The organism is Peribacillus sp. SRI_006, assembly GCF_057586375.1.
In genome coordinates this window covers 1-20,967 of record NZ_JBYCZT010000026.1, presented here as the reverse complement: position 1 = coordinate 20,967, position 20,967 = coordinate 1, and the positions used below count along the sequence as shown (strand labels likewise).

The 20,967-nt window shown below is 40.3% G+C and carries 16 protein-coding genes; 1 reads left to right on the top strand and 15 read right to left on the bottom strand.

Translation table 11 applies throughout. The features are described from left to right. Positions 1-368: 368 nt before the first annotated feature. From AC2YHV_RS26165 to AC2YHV_RS26095, 15 genes are all read right to left on the bottom strand, one after another. A complete protein-coding gene (locus AC2YHV_RS26165) occupies positions 369-1,364 on the bottom strand; it encodes a 5-oxoprolinase subunit C family protein (RefSeq protein ID WP_487374458.1) in 996 nt (331 codons plus the stop codon). After that, positions 1,361-2,119, bottom strand: a complete 759-nt coding sequence (pxpB, locus tag AC2YHV_RS26160; RefSeq protein WP_187049262.1) for a 5-oxoprolinase subunit PxpB — start codon at positions 2,117-2,119, stop codon at positions 1,361-1,363. Before pxpB ends, AC2YHV_RS26165 begins: the two co-directional genes overlap by 4 nt. A gap of 22 nt (positions 2,120-2,141) precedes the next feature. Further along, the gene (locus AC2YHV_RS26155) at positions 2,142-2,933 is read right to left on the bottom strand and encodes a putative hydro-lyase (RefSeq protein WP_191929855.1); all 792 of its coding nucleotides are present in this window, start codon (positions 2,931-2,933) and stop codon (positions 2,142-2,144) included. Positions 2,934-3,023: 90 nt separating this feature from the next. Next, positions 3,024-4,163: an NRAMP family divalent metal transporter gene (locus tag AC2YHV_RS26150; protein ID WP_487374469.1), complete on the bottom strand. Its 1,140-nt coding sequence runs from the start codon at positions 4,161-4,163 to the stop codon at positions 3,024-3,026. Between the two features lie 121 nt (positions 4,164-4,284). Continuing rightward, positions 4,285-5,043, bottom strand: coding sequence for a 5-oxoprolinase subunit PxpA (gene pxpA / locus AC2YHV_RS26145; RefSeq protein WP_063576516.1), 759 nt, complete (start codon positions 5,041-5,043; stop codon positions 4,285-4,287). A gap of 261 nt (positions 5,044-5,304) precedes the next feature. Next, positions 5,305-6,429, bottom strand: a complete 1,125-nt coding sequence (solA, locus tag AC2YHV_RS26140) for an N-methyl-L-tryptophan oxidase (protein WP_487374457.1) — start codon at positions 6,427-6,429, stop codon at positions 5,305-5,307. 93 nt (positions 6,430-6,522) lie between these two features. After that, a complete protein-coding gene (gene hutH, locus AC2YHV_RS26135; protein ID WP_487374456.1) occupies positions 6,523-8,082 on the bottom strand; it encodes a histidine ammonia-lyase in 1,560 nt (519 codons plus the stop codon). Positions 8,083-8,163: 81 nt separating this feature from the next. After that, positions 8,164-9,549, bottom strand: coding sequence for an MFS transporter (locus AC2YHV_RS26130; RefSeq protein WP_268937899.1), 1,386 nt, complete (start codon positions 9,547-9,549; stop codon positions 8,164-8,166). Between the two features lie 214 nt (positions 9,550-9,763). Then, a complete protein-coding gene (locus AC2YHV_RS26125; protein WP_164468791.1) occupies positions 9,764-9,916 on the bottom strand; it encodes a hypothetical protein in 153 nt (50 codons plus the stop codon). Positions 9,917-10,358: 442 nt separating this feature from the next. After that, positions 10,359-11,681 carry an MFS transporter gene (locus AC2YHV_RS26120; protein ID WP_187049260.1) on the bottom strand — a complete coding sequence of 441 codons (1,323 nt, stop codon included), beginning with the start codon at positions 11,679-11,681 and terminating at the stop codon, positions 10,359-10,361. Between the two features lie 439 nt (positions 11,682-12,120). Beyond that, positions 12,121-13,419 (bottom strand): imidazolonepropionase, encoded by a 1,299-nt coding sequence (gene hutI / locus AC2YHV_RS26115; protein WP_063576520.1) that lies wholly within the window; start codon positions 13,417-13,419, stop codon positions 12,121-12,123. Further along, on the bottom strand, positions 13,416-15,092 hold the full coding sequence (gene hutU / locus AC2YHV_RS26110; protein ID WP_063576521.1) for a urocanate hydratase: 1,677 nt from the start codon (positions 15,090-15,092) through the stop codon (positions 13,416-13,418). Before hutU ends, hutI begins: the two co-directional genes overlap by 4 nt. 538 nt (positions 15,093-15,630) lie before the next feature. Beyond that, positions 15,631-17,100, bottom strand: a complete 1,470-nt coding sequence (locus tag AC2YHV_RS26105; RefSeq protein WP_487374455.1) for a helix-turn-helix transcriptional regulator — start codon at positions 17,098-17,100, stop codon at positions 15,631-15,633. 463 nt (positions 17,101-17,563) lie between these two features. Further along, entirely contained in the window at positions 17,564-18,445 is an 882-nt protein-coding gene (locus AC2YHV_RS26100; protein WP_487374454.1) for a DMT family transporter, read from the bottom strand. Then, on the bottom strand, positions 18,445-19,401 hold the full coding sequence (locus tag AC2YHV_RS26095; RefSeq protein ID WP_487374453.1) for a DMT family transporter: 957 nt from the start codon (positions 19,399-19,401) through the stop codon (positions 18,445-18,447). Before AC2YHV_RS26095 ends, AC2YHV_RS26100 begins: the two co-directional genes overlap by 1 nt. Before the next feature lie 115 nt (positions 19,402-19,516). Between AC2YHV_RS26095 and AC2YHV_RS26090 the strand changes: the two genes are divergently transcribed. Further along, positions 19,517-20,860: an aminotransferase-like domain-containing protein gene (locus AC2YHV_RS26090; protein ID WP_487374452.1), complete on the top strand. Its 1,344-nt coding sequence runs from the start codon at positions 19,517-19,519 to the stop codon at positions 20,858-20,860. The last annotated feature ends 107 nt before the right edge of the window (positions 20,861-20,967 follow it).

Below are 20,967 nucleotides of genomic sequence, written 5' to 3'. Positions count from 1 at the left end.
GTCATAAATGAAAGTGAAGTCAAGGAAGCCTCAATTTTACCAACCAATATGGTTCGGTGGCACCAGTTGATCTAAAGTAATCATTTCAAGTTGATCTCGCTGAATAGAATCATGTTTAAAAAGCATCCTCTTCACCTCAAGTTTTAATAGACCTATTTTAAAACAAAAATGACTCTAGGCAAAAGTGTTCTATTTAAAAGGTAAAACAAAATTGATTGGAGCGGGTGTTCGAGACTCCAGCGGGAAAAGCGTGTCCAGGGGAGACCCCGCAGGCGAAAGCCGAGAAGGCTCCCGGACCGCCCGCGGAAAGCGAGCCTTACGTTCCAATCAACGTCAAATTGTACATGCTATAAAAAAATGTAGAAGCATTATATATCCAGCCATTTTTTCAAGGCCAATGAAATTGAAACTTTCAATTCCTTCAAATGCCGTTCTTTTTGAAGGAACAGCCGTTCAGCCTCCTTTAAATTCACCCGTGAGAACTGAATCGATTCCCCTGGTTTAACCTGAGCGATAATTGGTAAATCCGCCGTAATCACCTGAGCTATCTTAGGATATCCGCCCGTTGTTTGGCTATCTGAAAGGAGGATGATCGGATTTCCATCTGGAGGAACCTGAACGGACCCATTTGTAACCGCTTCAGATAATAACTCCCCATTATCCTTTAATTTCAGTGCAGGGCCCGATATTCTATATCCCATGCGGTCGGATTGATTGGAAACTTTAAATAACCTCTCTACAAAACTATCTTTACTTGAATCTGTGAAATATTCATATTGGCTTCCATCGATGAAACGGATGTGAGGTTTTCCTCCTGGCATGAACTCCTTCTCATTGACAAACCACTTTGGGAAGGTAAATGAACCTTTAAACGTTCGATCATCAAGATTCATTGAAGGTTCATTAAACTGCAAGACATCGTCAGCCTTTAATGCCCTCCCCATATAGCCGCCAATCCCAGCCCTTAGATATGTGCTTTTACTCTCCATAATTTCAGGAATAGCAAAGCCTCCCGCTACAGTTAAGTACGCCCTGCAACCTGATTTACACCCTTCAAATCGAAGAATCGATCCATTTTTCACAAGAATGGGCTTCCACATCGGTACCACCTTATTATCAAGTGTAGGTGATAAATTTCCACCTGTTATCGAAATCAGGCAATTTTTCTCTACTTTAATGGTCGGACCCATTAAAGTAATTTCCAAGGCCGCTTCTCCTTCTTCATTGCCAACCAACATATTGGCAATTCGTAAAGAATGTGCATCCATCGCGCCGCTTACAATCACCCCATGTTGCTTGAATCCTTTTCTTCCAAGATCCTGTATACTGGTCAATAAACCCGGTTTGATTACGCGCAGGCTCACTGTATCCCCTCCTTAAGAATCATTTCTTTATATTCTTGATCCGTAATCGGATGGAACTTCACAATGTCCCCTGCTTGTAATAGACTTGGAGGATTTACATTCGGTAAAAATAGTTTGGTTGGCGTTTGTCCGATCAATTGCCATCCACCAGGCGTTGATATGGGATATACTCCCGTTTGCATACCGGCAATCCCTACTGCCCCTGCCGGAATGGTCATTCGGGGAGAGGAACGCCTAGGTGTCGCGATGTGCTCTGAAAGTCCGCCAAGAAACGGGAAACCCGGTGCGAACCCGATCATATAAGCCAAATATTCACCGGTTGAATGAATATGAATGACTTCATCAGTAGTCAAATCATTATAGCGTGCAACATATTCCAAATCGGGTCCATATTCATACCCATAGCACACGGGAATGGTAACCGTTCGATGTATCAGTTTCTTATCTTCTTTTAAATCCTGTAATTTCATTTCCAAGATGGAACGGACCACTTCAAAGGGAGATATGGTTTCATTACCATTGCTTTTATTTTGTTCCTTATAAATAACCAGTGGATCATAAAAAACCGTCAAATTGGTATAAGCCGGTACACATTCTATAAACCCTGCAAAAGGTTCATCTTCCAGCAAATCCTTTAACAATTTTATTTTTTTGTGAACGCTGTATTCCATTCCATTCCCGAATGTTATCACGATTGCGGAATCGCCTAATGGAGAAAGTGTACATGCAGTTTTATTCAAAAGCTTTTCCGGCATAGGAATCATCTCTTTCTGTCAGTTATAAAACTCCTAATTTTTCATCACGAATGTCCGTTATGAACATATATCCAGGTGCATGCGTGATCATGATCTCCGGTTTAGTTTCCATAGCAATGGATTGAGGTGTTACACCACATGCCCAAAATACCGGGACTTCCCCTTCACGAATCGTTACTGGATCACCAAAATCCGGATGCTGAATGCTGGAAACACCAATCGCTTCAGGGTCGCCAATATGGATTGGAGCGCCATGAACGGCCGGAAAACGCGATGTCACTTGAGCTGCCCTCACCACATCCTTTTGTGGAATCGGCCTCATGCTAGCCACCATTTTCCCATGAAAAATCCCTGCTTCAATACAAGGGATATTGGTTTTATACATTGGTACATTGCATCCCTCTTCAATGTGACGAATCGATATATCATTGTTTAAAAGGGCGTGTTCGAATGTAAAGCTGCACCCAATTAAAAATCCAACCATATCCTCTTCCCAGTAGTTTGAGATATCCGTTACTTCTTCCACTAATTCTCCATATTTATATACCCTATATTTCGGAATATCGGTGCGGATATCCCCAGACCTCGCTGCAAATGCGGGAATGGGTGAACCAATTTCCGTAACATCCAGCAATGGACAGGATTTAGGGTTACGCTGACAGAATAATAAGAAATCAAAAGCATGCTCTTTTTTTAAGATGGCTAAGTTCGCTTGTGCATAACCGTTAGCCATGCCAGCGGTCGGCTTTATCAATTCGTTGTTTCGAATCATTGAACGCAACTCAGCCGGGGTAGCTTGAGAAAGATCGATCATTAGTATTCATCTCCTATTACGAAGTGGAAGAAAGTGACAAACCGGCACGCCATTTCCACCTATATTTATTGGATTTTCATTCATTGATCATTAAAAAAGTGCTGGCAGTTGTTTCATTAATGTATATACGCCCATCAACGCCATGATGACAACCACGAATACACCGGAAATCGTTAACCATAAAGGATGCTTATAATCACCCACGATATTTTTCTTATATGCGGCAATTAACAATGTTCCAAGAGCAATTGGTAAGATGAGTCCATTAATGGCTCCAACTATAAGCAATACTTTAACCGGTTGGCCAATCAATAGGAAGCAAATGGTCGATACCGCTATAAAGCCAATGATTATCCAGTTAGCCTTCTTATTTATCTTTTCGCTGAAAGTTCTGATAAATGAAACCGAGGTATATGCAGCTCCAACTACAGACGTGATAGCTGCTGCCCACATGACGACGCCAAAGATTTTATATCCTATATTACCGGCAGCTAGTTGAAAAACGGATGCTGCAGGGTTATCCGGATTAATTTGTAATCCTTTCGATACAACACCCAGTACTGCCAGAAATAAGGCAACGCGCATGACTGTCGTGATTAATATCCCCATTACCGAGCTCTTCGTGACCTGAGGTAACGAGTCAACGCCCTTCACTCCTGCATCCAATAGACGATGGCCCCCCGCAAAAGTAATATAGCCGCCTACAGATCCGCCCACTAATGTAACGATGGCGATAATATCGATTTTATCAGGGGCAAAGGTCTTCACTACCGCTTCCCCTACAGGAGGAGAGGTTGTCCAAGCAACGTAAATCATCAAACAAATCATGAAAAATCCAGCGATTTGCGTAAAACGGTCCATCGCTTTTCCTGCTTCTTTCACTACAAAAATCAGTACGGCGATGACTGCGCTTATTGCCGCCCCCGTAGTTGGGGATATTCCCGTCATCGCATTCAGACCTAATCCGGCTCCTGCGATATTTCCAATATTAAATGCCAGCCCGCCCATGACGATCAGTGCTGCCAGTACATAACCCAGCCCAGGAAGGACCATGTTTGCAATCTCTTGACCCCGTTTTTCGGATACAGCAATAATCCGCCATACATTAGTTTGGGCAAATATATCAAGAATGACCGAAATAAGGATAACGAAACCGAAACTTGCCGCAAGGCTTTGGGTGTAAACGGTTGTTTGCATTAAAAAACCTGGTCCTATTGCCGATGTTGCCATTAGGAATGCTGCACCTAACAATAAAGTGCGGTTCGTTTTTGGCTTAGTCAAATTCTTTTTCTGTGCTGTTGTATTTTTGATTGGCTCCAATGGAATCTTCCTCCTGATTGTTTAGTTTTTTTCAAGAAAAGGACTTGACTGTTATTTCAGATAATTGCAAAGATTCCCTAACATGCCGTGCAAATGATAAAGCATGTGCCCCGTCCCCGTGAATACAAATGGTATCTGCTTTTAAAGCCACATCTGAGCCTTGCCGGGACAGTACCTTCCCTTCCTTCACCATGCGAATGACTTGGGCAACCGCAACATCATCGTTTTCAATCAGTGCGTCCTTTTCCAAGCGGGAAGTCAAAGAACCATCATGTTGGTAGGTGCGATCGGCAAATACTTCACTCCCTGTTTGCAATCCGATAGCCTGTCCGGCGCGTATTAATTCACTGCCCGACAAACCAAATAAGATAAGTTCGGGATTCACTTTATATACCGCTTCGGCAATGGCCATGGATAATTCCTTGTTCTTTGCGGCCATATTGTACAAAGCCCCATGCGGTTTCACATGCTGCATACTTCCGCCTTCGGATTGCAGGAAGCCATTTAATGCTCCAATTTGATAGACGACAATATCATAAGCTTCCTGTGGTGAAATATTCATATTGCGTCTGCCAAATCCTATTAAATCCTGTAAACCTGGGTGGGCTCCGATTTTGACATCTTTCCCTAAAGCAAGCTGAACCGTTTTTCTCATGACTGTCGGATCACCAGCGTGGAATCCACAAGCTACATTGACAGATGTTACATAATCCAAAATCTCTTGATCATTACCCATCCGGTAAGCGCCAAAACTTTCTCCTAAATCACAATTCAAATCAACCTTGTTCATACTACCCTCTCCTTTAATATCGGAAATTTTAGTAAACCATAAAAATATGTAAGTACTCTTTCAATCATTCACATGCGTAAGTTCCGTAATTCGGAACTTCAGTTTCATATTTCGGAATATTCTCATTCTAGCATATTTTAATTATTTCGACAATATTTTGTTAGAAAACCTAACATTACAGTTTGATACAAAAAAGCCGTTGTTTCCTTTGTAAGGAAGCAACGGCCATGATTACAGCTTTTAAGTTTGGAGTCTATTAATTCAAAATCGGTTAATCGAAAACAATGAAATATCTTCCTTTGTCGTACCGGAGATAATCAAGTCACTCAAAATTTCTCCCATGACACTGCTGAATTTAAAACCGTGTCCAGAGAAACCTGCGGCTATAGCAATATGTGGATAATAAGGATGTTTATCCACTATAAAATGCTCATCAGGGGTCATGGTATAGATGCAAGTTTTCCCATATTTCATTTTTTGATCAGCAGGCATATATTGCCCTAAAAACCTCATCAAATCTCCTTCATCCTCATCCAATTCACCAAAACCCTTGATACAGCCATCAGGATTGATCCGCTGTCCTCCATCATGTCTCCCTATTTTCAGTCCAGAACCATTTATACTAGGAAAGCCATAATATGTACCAACTGAAGTATCAAAAGTAAAAGCCGGAAAATCATTATGATTATATAATTTTTCATTTGCATGAAACCAGGCAAATGTTTTTCTGATGGGTTCCAGCGGGAGATTCAAATCTAACATCGCCAATATTTTCGGTGCCCACGCCCCAACTGTAACCACTAAAGACTCCGAGTGGAATGTCTGTTCATCCGTTATAACCGTGACCCCGTTACCATGAGCAACTATCTTCCTTACTTCACTGTTTACAATGATGTCGGCACCATGGGATTTCGCAAGTTGTTGATACGCCCTTAAGCACTCTTCACTTTTCAACACACCCGAAGTCGATTCATAGCACCCAATGTAGTCTTCCGGCAGTGTTATTCCTGGCCACCTCTCATGAATTTCATGGTAATCCAATATTTTCATAGGTAAACCATATTCCTTTGATCCTGCTTTCACTTGTTTAATGAAAGTGGAATTCTGGCTTCCAGCATTCAGGACCCCCGTTGGAAGAAATAATGGTTGACCTGAAATTCTTTCCAATTCACCCCAAAGCTTTTGTGATTTAAGTGCCAAGGAAACATACTCCCTGCCTTCACCATAAGCATGCCTAATAATTCTTGTTTCCCCGTGATGGCTCCCCTTATTATGAGGGGGAGCAAAGGAGTCCAATAATAATACTTTTTGTCCTTTTTTTGATAGATAATAACCTGAAGACATACCCATGGATCCAGCTCCAATTACAATTACATCATAATGCATCTTTCATCCCTCCTCCTTTAAATATGGTCCTTCATTTTAAAAAAAGGAAGCCATTTTACTTATAAAATAAAGTAAAACAGCTTCCACATGGTTTTAGAACTCTATTTCCCCAATCTCCCTTTCAACGAGCTTCACTATTTCCCCTTCATGAATTTGCCTATAAATCGCTTCAATGTCAGGATGAAAAAAGCGATCTTCTTCAACCATCGGGACTTCGCTCCGAACTAAATGATATACCTCCTCCGTAACCGGTGACGGTTTCAAAGGTAGATGAAAATCCATTGCTTGCGTTGCCGTCATCAGTTCAATGGCTAAAATATATTCAAGTTTCTTCGAAATCCGATATGCTTTCCTCGAAGCAAAATAGGCAAAACTTATCACGTCTTCTTGATTTGCACATGTAGGGATATTATCTATTGTCGCTGGATGCGAGAGCACCCTGATTTCATTTAATAGCCCGGCAGCTGTATATTGCGGAATCATGTAGCCGCTATTTAAACCTGGATTAACCACTAAGAAATTAGGTAATTCACTAAGGTGATGGTTTACAAGGCGATCTATTCTGCGTTCTGCTATTTTTGCTAAGTTTGCTAACGCTATGGATATCGCATCCGCATAAATCCCAACAAATGAACCATCAAAATTCCCAGCCATCAGGCCAATTCCATCTTCCTCTTCAGGAAAAATCAGAGGATTGTCACTTACAGAGTTCATTTCATTCTCGATTGATACAGCAGCGTCTTTCAATACTCTTTTTATGGCTCCATGGACTTGTGGAATGCATCGTAAGCTAAGTGCATCTTGTAATCTATGTTCCTTGTATGTATCAATGATTTGGCTGCCTTCAAGAATCCTTGATACATTTCTGGCTGTCTTAGCCTGTTCCTCATGTTTTTTCAATGAGTGGGGACGGGGATCAAATGCTTTTATAGTACCCTTCAGCACTTCTAAGGACATGGCTCCCGTAATGTCGGCGGTTTTCGCGGCTTGCATGCTATTGTATAAAGCCAGGACAGCAATCGCGGTGACGGAAGTAGTCCCGCTTGTAAGTGCCAATCCTTCTTTAGCACCTAACGTAACAGGTGCTAATCCCGCTTTCCTTAAAGCTTCCATGCCAGGTATGAGCTCATCTTCATACCATGCCTCCCCTTCACCCATCACCACTAAGGCCATGTGGGCTTCTGGAGAAAGATACCCCACTGACCCATCACCTGGAACAAACGGAATGATATCGTGATTTAATAGTGAAGCAATTAGATTTAATACCTGTAAACGAACTCCTGAATACCCTTGGCCTAAATTCACTAGTATCATCAACTGAATGGCCCTTACGACTTCTTTTTCAAGAGTTTCCCCAACAGAAACGGCATGTGAACGAACAATATTCCGTTGAAGGGTTTCTGCGTCCTTTGGAGAAATCACCTCGGTCATATTACTGCCAAAACCAGTAGTTACACCATAAATCAATCGATTTTCATCTAAAAACTTGTCTATTAAGCTACGTGATTTATTCACCCTATCACAATATGTTTGTGTAAAGGAAACCATCGCCCCATATCTTGCAACCGCAATTACCTCTTCGATTGAGATTTCACCATCACCTAGTACAACCTCTTTAATATCCTTCGGTTGTAAACAATCGGCAGTTGTCATCCTTATACATCTCCTCTCCTATGACTTATCAAGAAGGAGAAAAAAGTTTTGGTCCTTCTCATTTATTTACTGGTAGCTATCTTATGTTATTTTTTCATTTTTCGTAAAGGGAATTTCGGTTCCTTTCGGAGAATTCTCCGTTTCCAGCAATGGGTCACTTGCTTCATGTAATGAAAGATTCTTCGTTTCAGGTGCCCAGGCTATCGATACGATCAAGCCCACCAGCAGAATGGCTGCCATTCCTGCCATTGAGGCACTTAATCCGAATGAACTTAAAGAAACAGGCAGCAGAAATGTTCCAATCGCAGAACCAATCCGACTAATTGCCGTAACCATACCTATTCCCGAGCCACGGATTTCAGTTGGAAAAAGCTCTGCTGGGTATACTAGTGTAAGGTTCGATGCTGCTGACATGAAAAAAGTAAAGATCAAGAAGGCTACCAACATTAAGAATTGAGAACCATTGTGTAAGAAGCTGAGTGAAAACAATGAAACAGTAAGTATCGTGAAAGCCCCGATGGTAAATCCTCTACGAGAAAATTTTGCTAGCAGCCAAAGACCAATAATTGCCCCAACAAGCAAGAATAGATTTAACATGGTATCGGCAAAAAAGTTCTGTTCAAACCCCATTGAACTAAGGATGGAAGGCAGGAAAGTATAAATGGCAAAGTATGGAATAACGAGAGTCAATTTGAATATTCCACCAAAAGCCAACCGCTTACGAAGCCTTTTACTGAAAAGCCCACGAAACCCCAGAGTCTTTTGATTTTCTGTGCCGGTCGCCGTTTCTCCCATTTCAACGTTCGCTCCAAGGTGTTTTTTTACGATTTGGCGAGCTTCTTCGACACGTCCCATGCTGACAAGCCACCTTGGTGATTCAGGCGTTCCTATTCTTAAGATTAAAACCACAATTGCCGGAATGGCTGCGCTGACAAGCATCCAACGCCATGAGTCTGAACCAACCTGGCCCAAGTAATGACCAACAAAGTTTGATGCAACATATCCAAGCGTCCACACTACGTTTATAGACGCGAGGAGCGAGGATCGATACTTTTTGGGAGAAAACTCGGCAAGCAAAGTCGTACCTACAGCGTAATCCCCTCCAAGTCCAAAACCAATCAGCAACCGTAAAATAAAAAGCTCTTCTGGGCTGCTAACAAAAAATTGTAAAATGGTAGCTACCGTGATGAGTAAAAAGTTTACGAGAAAGATTTTCTGTCGGCCTACACGGTCAGAAAGTCTTCCGAGTATTAAAGATCCCGCAAACAGACCGATTAAAGCAGAGCTGCCGATCAGCCCTGTCCACAATGAATTCATATTCATCTGAGGGCCGAATACTGTCAGGGCCATCGCAATGATCCCTAGAGAATAGCCATCACAAAAACTGGAACCGAATGTGAGTCCTGCAATTCGAAAATGAAACCTATTAAACGGGGCATCGTCAATCGTGAATTTTTGTTCGTTCAAAGAATCTCCTCCATTTTTTGATTTATCAGATATATTGATTCAAAAAAAACACCAGAACTGTAACACGCCGTGAGTGGCGAAGAAATTGAATGGAACGATTAAGCTTAATACTATAAAAAAATTGAGCAAAGAATATTATAAAAATATACTCTTTTTATAAACTATATCAAATCATTCTACCTTTTAATTTCTATTTTATATATGAAAATATAGTTTAAGATTCAATCAATTGTTTATCATTGAAATAAATGACTTCACTAAGGATTTTACAGCCTTCCATTACCTCAAATCTATCCCTTGCTTCCTTTTCTGTGCTAAACTCAAACATTTTTATGCCATTTTTCGAATGGATAGTGATTATCCACATAAAACTCCCTCCACATGGAAGATTCATTTCCACGAATTCCTTAAAACACTTTCATTTAATCTCACTGTAAAGTGGTAAAGTGTTTAATGCTGCCAATGGGTAGGATGATAAACCACCATCCTACTATTCAACACCATTACAAATGGATAAATACTTCTAAAAGCCCAATTCATCTGCTGAAATGGGTAGATATTGACTGAAGATCAAGGCCTGATCTTTTTTAGTGATTCTTAAAGGTCAGTTTTTAGAATCACTCTTCAAAAATGGCGTTAAAGAAGGTTTTTACTCGACAAATTCATGCTCACGGCCATTATTTTATCCTTTGAACCGCATGGGCTCTCATAAAAGTAGGAACTAGATCAATCGGATGCTCCTCTTGTAAACTTCTTCTGAAAGTGAAATACATAATCCGTAATCAATATACATCCATTTATGCCTTATCTTAGCTAACCATATTATTGGTGGTTTCCGATGAGTTACCTTGTTTGCCAGGCTTCACGAAAACCATGGCTATCATGCCAATCGTGACGGCTATTGATGCTGCAATAAACATGGCATTATATCCATATATGGCGACAAGACTTCCTGTTAAGGTAGGGGCAATAATGGTAGCCAGATTGGCAATGAAATGAGTTACCCCGCCAAATGTACCAGCTTTATTCGGTTCTGTATCCAGAACCACGATCCAATAAATGGAATTAGGTAAATAATTAAAGGCATTTCCTATACACATTAAAGCAAGTACGGCCGCCGCACTCTCGACAGTCGGAATCAACATAAAACATACAGCAGTACAAAATAAGGAGACTACTGTGAACCAAGATCTGGCAATACGTAAATTCCCTGTTTTCCTGCGTAATATATCTGAGATTTTACCACCTAATAATCCAGTGATAATAGCTCCTACCCAGGGAATCATACCAATATATGAAAGAGAAGAAAGGGAATAATTAAATTCATCTTGCAGATATTTTGGGGTCCATGTAAGTAATAAAATATTTACATATAAAAAGGCAAAATATCCAATTGCATTAAATACTAACGTAGGGTTCTTAAAAAAATGGTACCATGGTACATTTATTTGTTCGTCTAATTTCGTCTCACCTTTTATTAAAATATCTGCTCTTCGAATTTCTTCGAGTTCGGTTTTCGAGACTCTTGGATGATCTTCAGGTAAGTTTGTAAATACTTTGTTCCAGATTGCTACCCAAATAAAGCCTAATATACCGAGAATAACAAATGTTACTTTCCAGTTAGTGAATGTTAGAAGACCTACTACGATGGGTGCAGTAATTAATGCTCCAATTGGCGTTCCAACTAATCCAAGTGCTACAGCAAACCCTTTTTCTTTAGGAGATACCCAGTTTGCCATCGTTCGGTTCATCGTTGATAAGGTAGGTCCTTCAGCTAAACCAAATAAAACACGAAACACCGCAAATCCTGCCAAGGCAGAGCCTCCAAATAATGCTGCACCTATGTGACCTGCGAAGATTGTCCCAATTTCAAAAATAGACCACGTAGTTCCGGCAATGATCCACATGAATTTAGGACCTTTCTTATCTGCTAAAGCACCACCAAATAGTGCACCGAATATATAACCATATCCAAAATACCCCAGTATGGCTCCCCAACTTACTGGATCTAAATTGAACTCCTTGATTATTTCAGCTTGGGCATATGAAAGTGCACCTCTATCAATATAATTTATGATTGTAATAACAATAATCATAAAAATGATAAAATAACGATAGTTATTTCTCAACATGTAATCACTCCTTGATGTTTGGTAGAGAGCAGCAATACTGAATGATTTTAAACATCAGCATTATGCAGCCTGTAATAAATTTAAAGCCATGAATATCCTGGTCTTAGAGAAGCTCAGATCAAGACAAAAAAACATGACAATCGGATACTGGCCAAGTTCTAGTAAAATATAAAAAAACACATTAATAGGCATTCCACCATGGATAGAAGCATGTATACCCGTGCAACTGAAATATCAGATACATCTCTTGCTTTGGCAATTCGGAATACTGTTAGATCATGTTGTACGTATCAAAGCCTTTTTACATCCGCCAAAATTCCAGCGGATATAAAGAGGCTCCTGATACATAGATTAAAGGTTCATTAAATTGGCGTTTCATGAGAGATCCGGTCAACCTAATTATGGTTCGATGGGTATAGACTCTCTTTATTAGTGAATTTTATAGACCAGTCAGGCTTTTGGTATCAGTCTTCACTTTATCATTCACTACTTGCACTCCATTTTTCCATACAGACTTAACGTGATTGACCCCAAATAAATATTGCAACTCCTGATAGTTTTCAACATTCCATAAAACGACATCCGCTTGTTTTCCGACTTCAAGGGATCCGACCCTTTCTTGCCTGTTGATTGCACAAGCAGCATTGTATGTCGCCGCCGTAAGAGCTTCTGCAGGGGTAAGCCGCATCGAAATGCATGCCAGATTCATGACAAGCGGCATGGATGTCGTCGGTGAAGATCCGGGATTGCAATCGGTCGAAATGGCAACAGCCACTCCTTCATCAACCATTCGTCGTCCAGGGGCCGCTTCTTCCCGTAAATACAAGGCAGTGGCTGGAAGCAAGCAAGCAATCGTGCCTGACTTCGCCATAGCAGTAATCCCCTCATCGGAAGCTTTTAACAAATGCTCAGCTGAAATGGCTCCTATCTTCGCAGCTAATTCAGCTCCACCGTATGGCTCAATTTCATCAGCATGAATTTTAGGGATCAAGCCGTACTTTTTCCCCGCCTTTAAAATCCGCTCTGATTGTTCAGGGGTAAAAACCCCCTTTTCACAAAAGACATCATTGAATTCTGCAAGCTTTTCTTCAGAGACGATTGGAAGCATATCATTAATCAGATGATCGACAAATTCATCCTCGCGGCCTTTATAATCCTTTGGAACCGCATGGGCACCCATAAAAGTAGGAACCAGATCAATCGGATGCTCTTCCTGTAGCTTCTTCATCACCCGCAACTGCTTTAATTCGGTTTCCAAATTCATTCCATAGCCGCTTTTACCTTCTACTGTAGTCACGCCATGAGCGAGAAACGAATCAAGTCGTCGCGTGGTTTGCTCCATCAATTCTTCTTCACTTGCTTCCCTTGTCATGCGGGTGGTAGCATGAATGCCCCCACCTGCGTTCATAATGTCCATATATGTTGCGCCTTCAAGCCGCATTTCAAATTCACGTTCCCGACTCCCGCCATATACAACATGCGTATGTGGATCAACTAACCCAGGTGTCACCAAATGGCCAGTTGCATCAAAGACTTCAGCTTCATGCATTCTATCAGCATAGAGTTTTTCCAATTCCTTGGTTGTCCCGACAGCTTGGATCAACCCTGATTCCATCCATATACTTCCATCCTCTATCAAACCAAGCTCCGACATTGCCTCTTTGGAACGCGGACCTTTCCTTTCAGAGGTAAGGGTAGCAAGTTGAGCGGCATGTTTTATCCAAATTGGCTTTGTCATTTTTTATCAATTCCTTTATCAAGCATCGGGATATTAATACCTCTTTCACGGGCTGTTTCCTCTGCAAGTTCATATCCTGCATCAACATGGCGTACTACACCCATCCCAGGGTCCGTTGTCAACACTCGCTCAATCCTGGCTGCTGCTTCTTTTGTGCCATCTGCCACAATTACAACGCCTGCATGCATGGAGTAACCCATTCCTACGCCGCCACCATGATGTACGGAAACCCAGGTTGCACCGCCCACAGCATTCACCATTGCATTTAAGATCGGCCAGTCAGCCACTACATCGGAACCATCCTTCATGGCTTCCGTTTCACGATTCGGCGAAGCGACAGAGCCAGAATCCAAATGGTCACGCCCAATCACGATCGGGGCCTTCAATTCACCGCTTGCAACCATATCATTGAGGATTTTACCAAAACGGGCGCGCTCCCCATAACCAAGCCAGCAAATACGGGAAGGAAGACCTTGGAACTGGATTTTGTCTTGAGCCATTCTAATCCAGTTACATAGATGTTCATTATCAGCGAATTCACGTAAAATGGCTTGGTCTGTTTTATAAATATCTTCTGGATCTCCAGATAGAGCGACCCAACGGAATGGACCTTTACCTTCACAGAATTGCGGACGGATATAAGCTGGAACGAAGCCCGGGAAGTCAAAAGCATTCTCTACCCCTTCATCTTTCGCAACTTGACGGATATTGTTGCCATAATCAAACGTCACAGCTCCTTTTTCCATCATTTCAAGCATCGCCCTTACATGTTTGGCCATTGAAGCTTTAGAGAGTTTAATATACTCTTCTGGATTTGCATTCCGTAATTCTGCAGCCTCCACCATTGACAGGCCTGAAGGAGTATATCCATTTAGCGGATCATGGGCCGAAGTTTGATCCGTCAAGACATCAGGAATGAAGTTCCTTGCGATCATTTCCGGAAGAATATCTGAAGCATTCCCAATCAAACCAATCGATAATGCTTTCCCTGCAAGTTTAGCTTCATTCGCTAAACGAATGGCTTCATCCAATGAATCCGTTTTCACATCGGTATAACGAGTCTCAATCCTCCTGTCAATTCTTGTCTCATCTACATCGATCCCGATACAGACTCCACCGTTCATCGTAACTGCCAGCGGCTGTGCCCCTCCCATTCCGCCTAAACCTGCCGTTAGAGTGATGGTGCCTTTTAACGAGTTATTAAAATGTTGTTTTGCAAGCTCGGCAAAGGTCTCGTATGTACCTTGTACGATCCCTTGAGATCCGATATATATCCAGCTGCCTGCTGTCATCTGCCCATACATCATCAATCCCTTTTTATCAAGTTCATGGAATGTTTCCCAGTTCGCGTATGCAGGGACGATATTTGAATTTGCAAGCAGGACACGTGGTGCATCCGAATGCGTTTTAAAAATGGCCACCGGTTTCCCTGATTGGACAAGTAAAGTTTCATCTTCTTCAAGCTCTTTTAGTGATTTGACGATTGCATCAAAGCATTCCCAGTTACGAGCTGCTTTCCCAATCCCTCCGTATACCACCAAATCTTCTGGACGTTCAGCAACTTCAGGATCCAAATTATTCATAAGCATTCTAAGCACTGCTTCTTGTTGCCATCCTTTAGTATGCAATTCTGTTCCAGTATATCGGATAACCTTATTTGTAATCGTGTTCATTTTCATTTCCCCCTTGTTTTTGTTATATATTCATTCTATAAGAAAAATTCAGAATAATTAATTATAGTTTAATGATTATTTTATAATCTATTTTACTTTTTTGTAGTTAACTTTATTATTTTATGAATAATTTCAATAATTACATTGTTATGAAATAAATAAAAAAGGACGATTCATTTATTGAATCGCCCTTTTTAATACTGTAGACAAACTATAACTTTGATTTCCTCTCCAGGCACTCGCTTTCCGCGGGCGGTCCGGGAGCCTCCTCGGCGCCTTTGCGCCTGCGGGGTCTCCCCTGGACTCGCTTTTCCCGCAGGAGTCTCGAACATCCGCTCCAATCAACTTGTTTTAACATTTAGATATAACCCTTTTGCCTAAAGTCTTCATTGTTTTAATATAGCATTAATAAAACTTGAAGTGATGAGGATGCTTTCTTAACATGATTCTTTTTAATAAGGTCAACTGGAATTTTTTAATCCGAACCCCTTTTGTCTACAAACTGAAAGGACGATTCATTTTATTGAATCGTCCTTTTTTATAATCCAGACCGATATGCTGATGGTGTACAACCTTCAAGCAGTTTGAATTTGGCATTGAAATAGGTTTGATGTGAATAGCCGGCCAATTGTGAGATTTCCTCCAATGATAAATCAGTTTCCTTTAATAAACGTTTAGCTTCCCTAATTCGAACTTGGTGCAGCGTATTTCGAAAAGACTCGCCGGATTCGGCCGCAAATCGACGGCTGAGTGTACTTTTATTGATTCGCAGAGTATCTGCACAACTCGCTAGATTCCACTGTGCGTCCCAATAGTTGGACTCGATCAGTTCCCTTGCCTTTTCGCTGATTGTGCGTGCCCCTTCCTGTAATTGTCCATGATCCTGCAGAAGCATATGGGTGGTGAACGCATGCAGCTCTTTCACTATTTGATGGATGACAGGTTTATGTACAATTTGCTGAAATACATCATAGTATATGGCTTCCAGGGAAGCATTTTGCAAGTTGTATGATTTCATATGCCTGCGAATCTGTGCAAGTACGCTTGTAAGGCGGATACGAACGATTTCCGGGTCGGGGTATGGTCGTTCGAAAGTAAGGAATTCACGCTCAATCCAGTTCCTGATGGCCTTCGCATCCCGTCGCTCGAGCATTTCTATCCATAGTCTTTGTTCAAGAGGAGTGAGGAAGGGATCCATCTCTCGAGGGGAAGTCTGTTGACTTTCGGCTAAGATGATATCATATCCATCAAAAAAGATTTGTCTCGTAAATTCACGAGTTTGCTGATACATCCTTTTTAAAGACTCATCTGATGTTGCCGCCTTTATTATGATGGCAAGGGGCTCATCCATTCTTTCTTTCCAATGGGCAAGGAAGGCCTGATGCTCTTCCTTATATATCTCCATTTCCTTTGTTTCCTGGACACATAAAATAAAATCCGATAAAGCGAAGATTTGATTCTTCCCAGTAAAAGAATATCGTTGCAGCTCATCATAAACTAATGGAAGGGTCTTGTTATCAGGTGTCAAGAAAGCGACCATGGTTATACGGCTTTCATGCTTCCGATCTGTCAAGAAGAAATCTGGATACCCAATATCCAGAGCATTCTCATCATCCATGGTGTTTGACGAGATATGACCTGGACCATTTCTCAATTGAAAACGTAATTGTTGGATATGTTTTACCAAATCCGCCGAAGAAAAAGGACGGAATAAAACATCTTCAGCACGAAAACGTAAGGCTCGATAAGCCGTTTGAAAGATTCGCTCAGATGAAATCCCTAACCAACGAATTCCCCTCCGCTTTAACGAAACACCCATCGCCTCACTTTCATCCGTCCAAATATCCATATCCAAAATAACGAATTCAGGTTGCTGATTGCGTATGCCCTTTTCAAATTCTTCAATCGTTTTCCATAAAATCAGTTTAACTCCCGTTAGGTGGGACTCCACGATCCAACGAATTCCTTGAGCCTCAATCTCATCTTTTGCCACCAAATGAATTTCCACATCATCACCTCATTTCTGCTGTTATTCCTATAATGAATAAATATGATGTCTGTACATGAAAAGAAAAGGAACCCCTTGTCTTTTCGAAAGCACTTGTATCTCCATTCTAATCCCGCCGAAAACTACAAACAAGTCTTATTGGCCAGAACCTTCGATTTAGATTGAATGATGACATGCTCAACCGGTATTTCCATCCCATATATATGTATTTCCTATATGAAAATAAAAAAAGAAACATCATGGAAACCTTATGATTTCCAATGATGTTTCTTTTTTAATCACTTTTAATTTTCCATACATTTAGAACCTTTATTATCTATTAATATTGACTTCAACTTCTTTACCTATGTTTTCATCTGAAGCATCCGTCAATTTTAATGATAATAGCGTAATGACTCCCATCACAAGTAATCCCGATAAAATAAACATCCCTTGAGTAAATGCATCAGTTATGAGAATACTACTATCGTTTCAATTTGATAATTATTTTTTCGTCTAAAAAAACTAATGACATCATTATTATACCCATTCCAATCAATTGATGAATGGACAACGCTTCATGTAAAAAGAAAAACCCTAAAATCATTCCGATGACTGGCACTATATAATTACTATATGAAGTAAATAATGCGCCTTCTTGCCGAATCAGCCTATTAAATAATGCATAAACAACACCTGCATGGAAAATGCCTAAAATCGCTAAGTAGATGGATTGAGATCGTACTATATCCAATTTGAAAGATTGCTCAAACAAAAGGGACATGGGTATGAGCAATGCACTGGCAATCAGTAATACATTTCTCATATGAATGACGGAAGACCCTTCGTTTAATTTCTCCATAAAAATCAATGATAATCCAAAACTCATAGCAGCCAATATCATGAGGATGTTCCCCTGAATACTGTTAGAAAGGTCTTGGATTCCTTGTGTCGGCCAGGAAAGGAAGACAATACCTGCAAATCCGAATAGGATACTTGTAATCTGCGGCCTTGTGCTTTTTCTTTTGAAAAATGCTAGTAAAAAAAGGATGGTAAAGATGGGAACCATTCCAATCAGCACCGCTGCGATGCTGCTAGGCACCGATTTCTGGCCTTGTGCAATAAAAACGAATGGGAGTACAACCTCGAAAAAAGCAATGATAATATACCATTTATAATAACCCCTGGGTACTTTTCGCTCTTCTTTTGATAAAAACAAACCAAAGAAGAGTAAACAGATACCGCCGATGCATGCTTTGATGGCGGATAATGTAATAACCCCAACATTTTCTATGACTAATGCAATAAAGAAAAATTGAGATCCCCATATACCACTAATCAAGAGTAACAATACATATTTATTCATTACTTTACCTCCCTTTTTGGCAATAGGTCGGCAAAAGTCTTACTATTATGCTTGGATTGAATTCCACCAAAATAATTCGTGCCGATTACCCCAGCAAGAATGATCATTGCACCTATTACATGATAATAATGAATCGATTCATGTAAGAAAATCACCCCTGCCATTATCGTAATCAATGTCGCTAAATTACTAAAAACGCTCATTTTAGATGCTGGTAATATAGATAATGAATAGTTTGATAAAAAAGCAGTAAGCAAAGACGATAATACCCCAAGATATACGATTGAAATGAGGAATGCACTACTTGTGAAGGGTAATAAAAAGCTGCTGATGGAATGGTTAATTATATGGTTAATGACGGCCATGCTATTAAAAGTCACAAAACCAAAGAAAGTCATCACATACGTTAACGTAAATAGTGAATATTGCTTTGTTACCTTCCTCGCTATCACATTATAAAGAGCGGCGGCAATCGAGGATAATAAGATCAGGATCGTTCCTTTCCAACTGTGAGCCGCATGTTGCAAGTCATTCATGACAAAGATAAAGATAACCCCCGTAACAGATAAATAAAGAAAAAATTTCTGAGCTCTACCTGCGTATTCTTTCAAAAATAATGAAGCTGATAATAACGTAAAAATTGGTATGGTCGCTTGGATAATACCCGCTTCTGAAGATGAGGTATAAATGAGACCAAACACTTGAAAAATAAAGAATAAAATTGGATAAAGGAACACCAACGGAAGAATTTTCACAGAATCCTTTGCACTCATTTTCACTGACTTCCTCCTTAATAGCTTAATAATTATGGCGATCAAGAAAGCCATCGTAAATCGATGTGCCAATGTATCTAGCGGACTAGCTTCCATTAATGATATTTTTGTAAAGAAAAATGAAAATCCAATAATAATGGCATAAAGTATCGCCGCAAGATAGGCTTTTTTATTTTCTGGCATATTGAGTAATCCTCCTTTTCAACACCCGGCCGGTTGTTAGTATCGTATTAAAAGTTCCACTACGATACAATACAAATATGAAGCATCTGTAACGGTACAGTTTTAGGAGGTAATCATGCTAAAATACTTAGCTTTGTTTAATGAATTTGAATCTCTCATCCAGAATGGACGGCTCAAAGCGGGCTTTAAACTCCCATCTATCCGTCAATTAAGCGATCAACATCAATGTAGTAAAAGTACAGTCTTGAAAGCCCTGCAAGAATTGGAAAAGAGGCATTTAATCTACGCCGTTCCTAAAAGCGGATATTATGTCGTACAAAAAGAATTTGATGGTAAAAGCGAACCCACAACGGAAATCGACTTTGTTACCTCCGCTCCCGCTTGGCATCAATTTCCGTATCATGACTTTCAACATTGCATTAACAAAGCCATCGATACCTATCAGCAAGAATTGTTTATCTATGGCACTCCAAAAGGACTGCCCTCTTTAATTAAAGTGATACAAAAACAATTAGAGCAGTATCAGGTCTTCGCAAAAGAAGAACAGATTTTCATTACTTCTGGCGTGCAGCAAGCACTTTCCTTATTAACGTTAATCCCCTTTCCAAATGAACGTACTCATATACTTGTTGAGCAGCCTAGTTATCATCTATTTGTGGAGCAATTGAAAGCGTACAAGATTTCCGTGCTAGGAATCGAACGAACAGCAGAAGGTATTGATTTAGGGGAGTTAGAACGGATTTTTAGTGATCAGGAAATCAAATTCTTTTATACGATGCCTCGTTTTCATAATCCGTTAGGGACTTCTTATTCTAAAATGGAAAGAGTGGAGATACTAAAACTTGCAGTAAAGTATGGAGTCTATATTGTAGAAGATGATTATTTAGCAGATTTCGAAGAAAATATGAAGGTAGACCCTATTTTTTCCGAGGATACCGATAACATGGTCATTTATTTAAAAAGCTTCTCAAAAATAATGTTTCCAGGATTACGCATAGGTGTTGCCGTATTGCCTAAACCATTAACGGAGAGCTTCCAACTTTATAAAAGAACGTCTGATATTGATAGTTCCATGATTTCACAAGCAGCATTGGAAATCTACATAAAAAGCGGTATGTTTAAACACCATAGAAACCAAGTGCGCCTTTCCTATTCATTGCGTGCAAACTTGCTATATGATGCTCTAGAAAAGCACTCTGCTTCAGACTTTTATCGCCCAGCATCCATATGTATGAACGCTCATATCGTACTGCCTCATCGTTTAAATAGTACTTACCTCATCAATAACTTACAGAATCAACAAGTACTGGTAGAGACGATGGGTCAAAATTATATAGATGGCTTTCACCAGGAAAAAATATTAAAACTAAACGTGTCCAATACAAATATACAAAAACTTGAGCAAGGAATTGCTCTTATTTTCAATGAATTGAATAAAAAGGAGAATTATTACTTATAAAACTTTTACATAAGGTATAGTCACTTTCCACACACGGCAATAAACAAAAATATGGGCAAATGAGCTCAAACAAAAAAGAGCCAATTAGAATTGGCTCTCCAGACTGG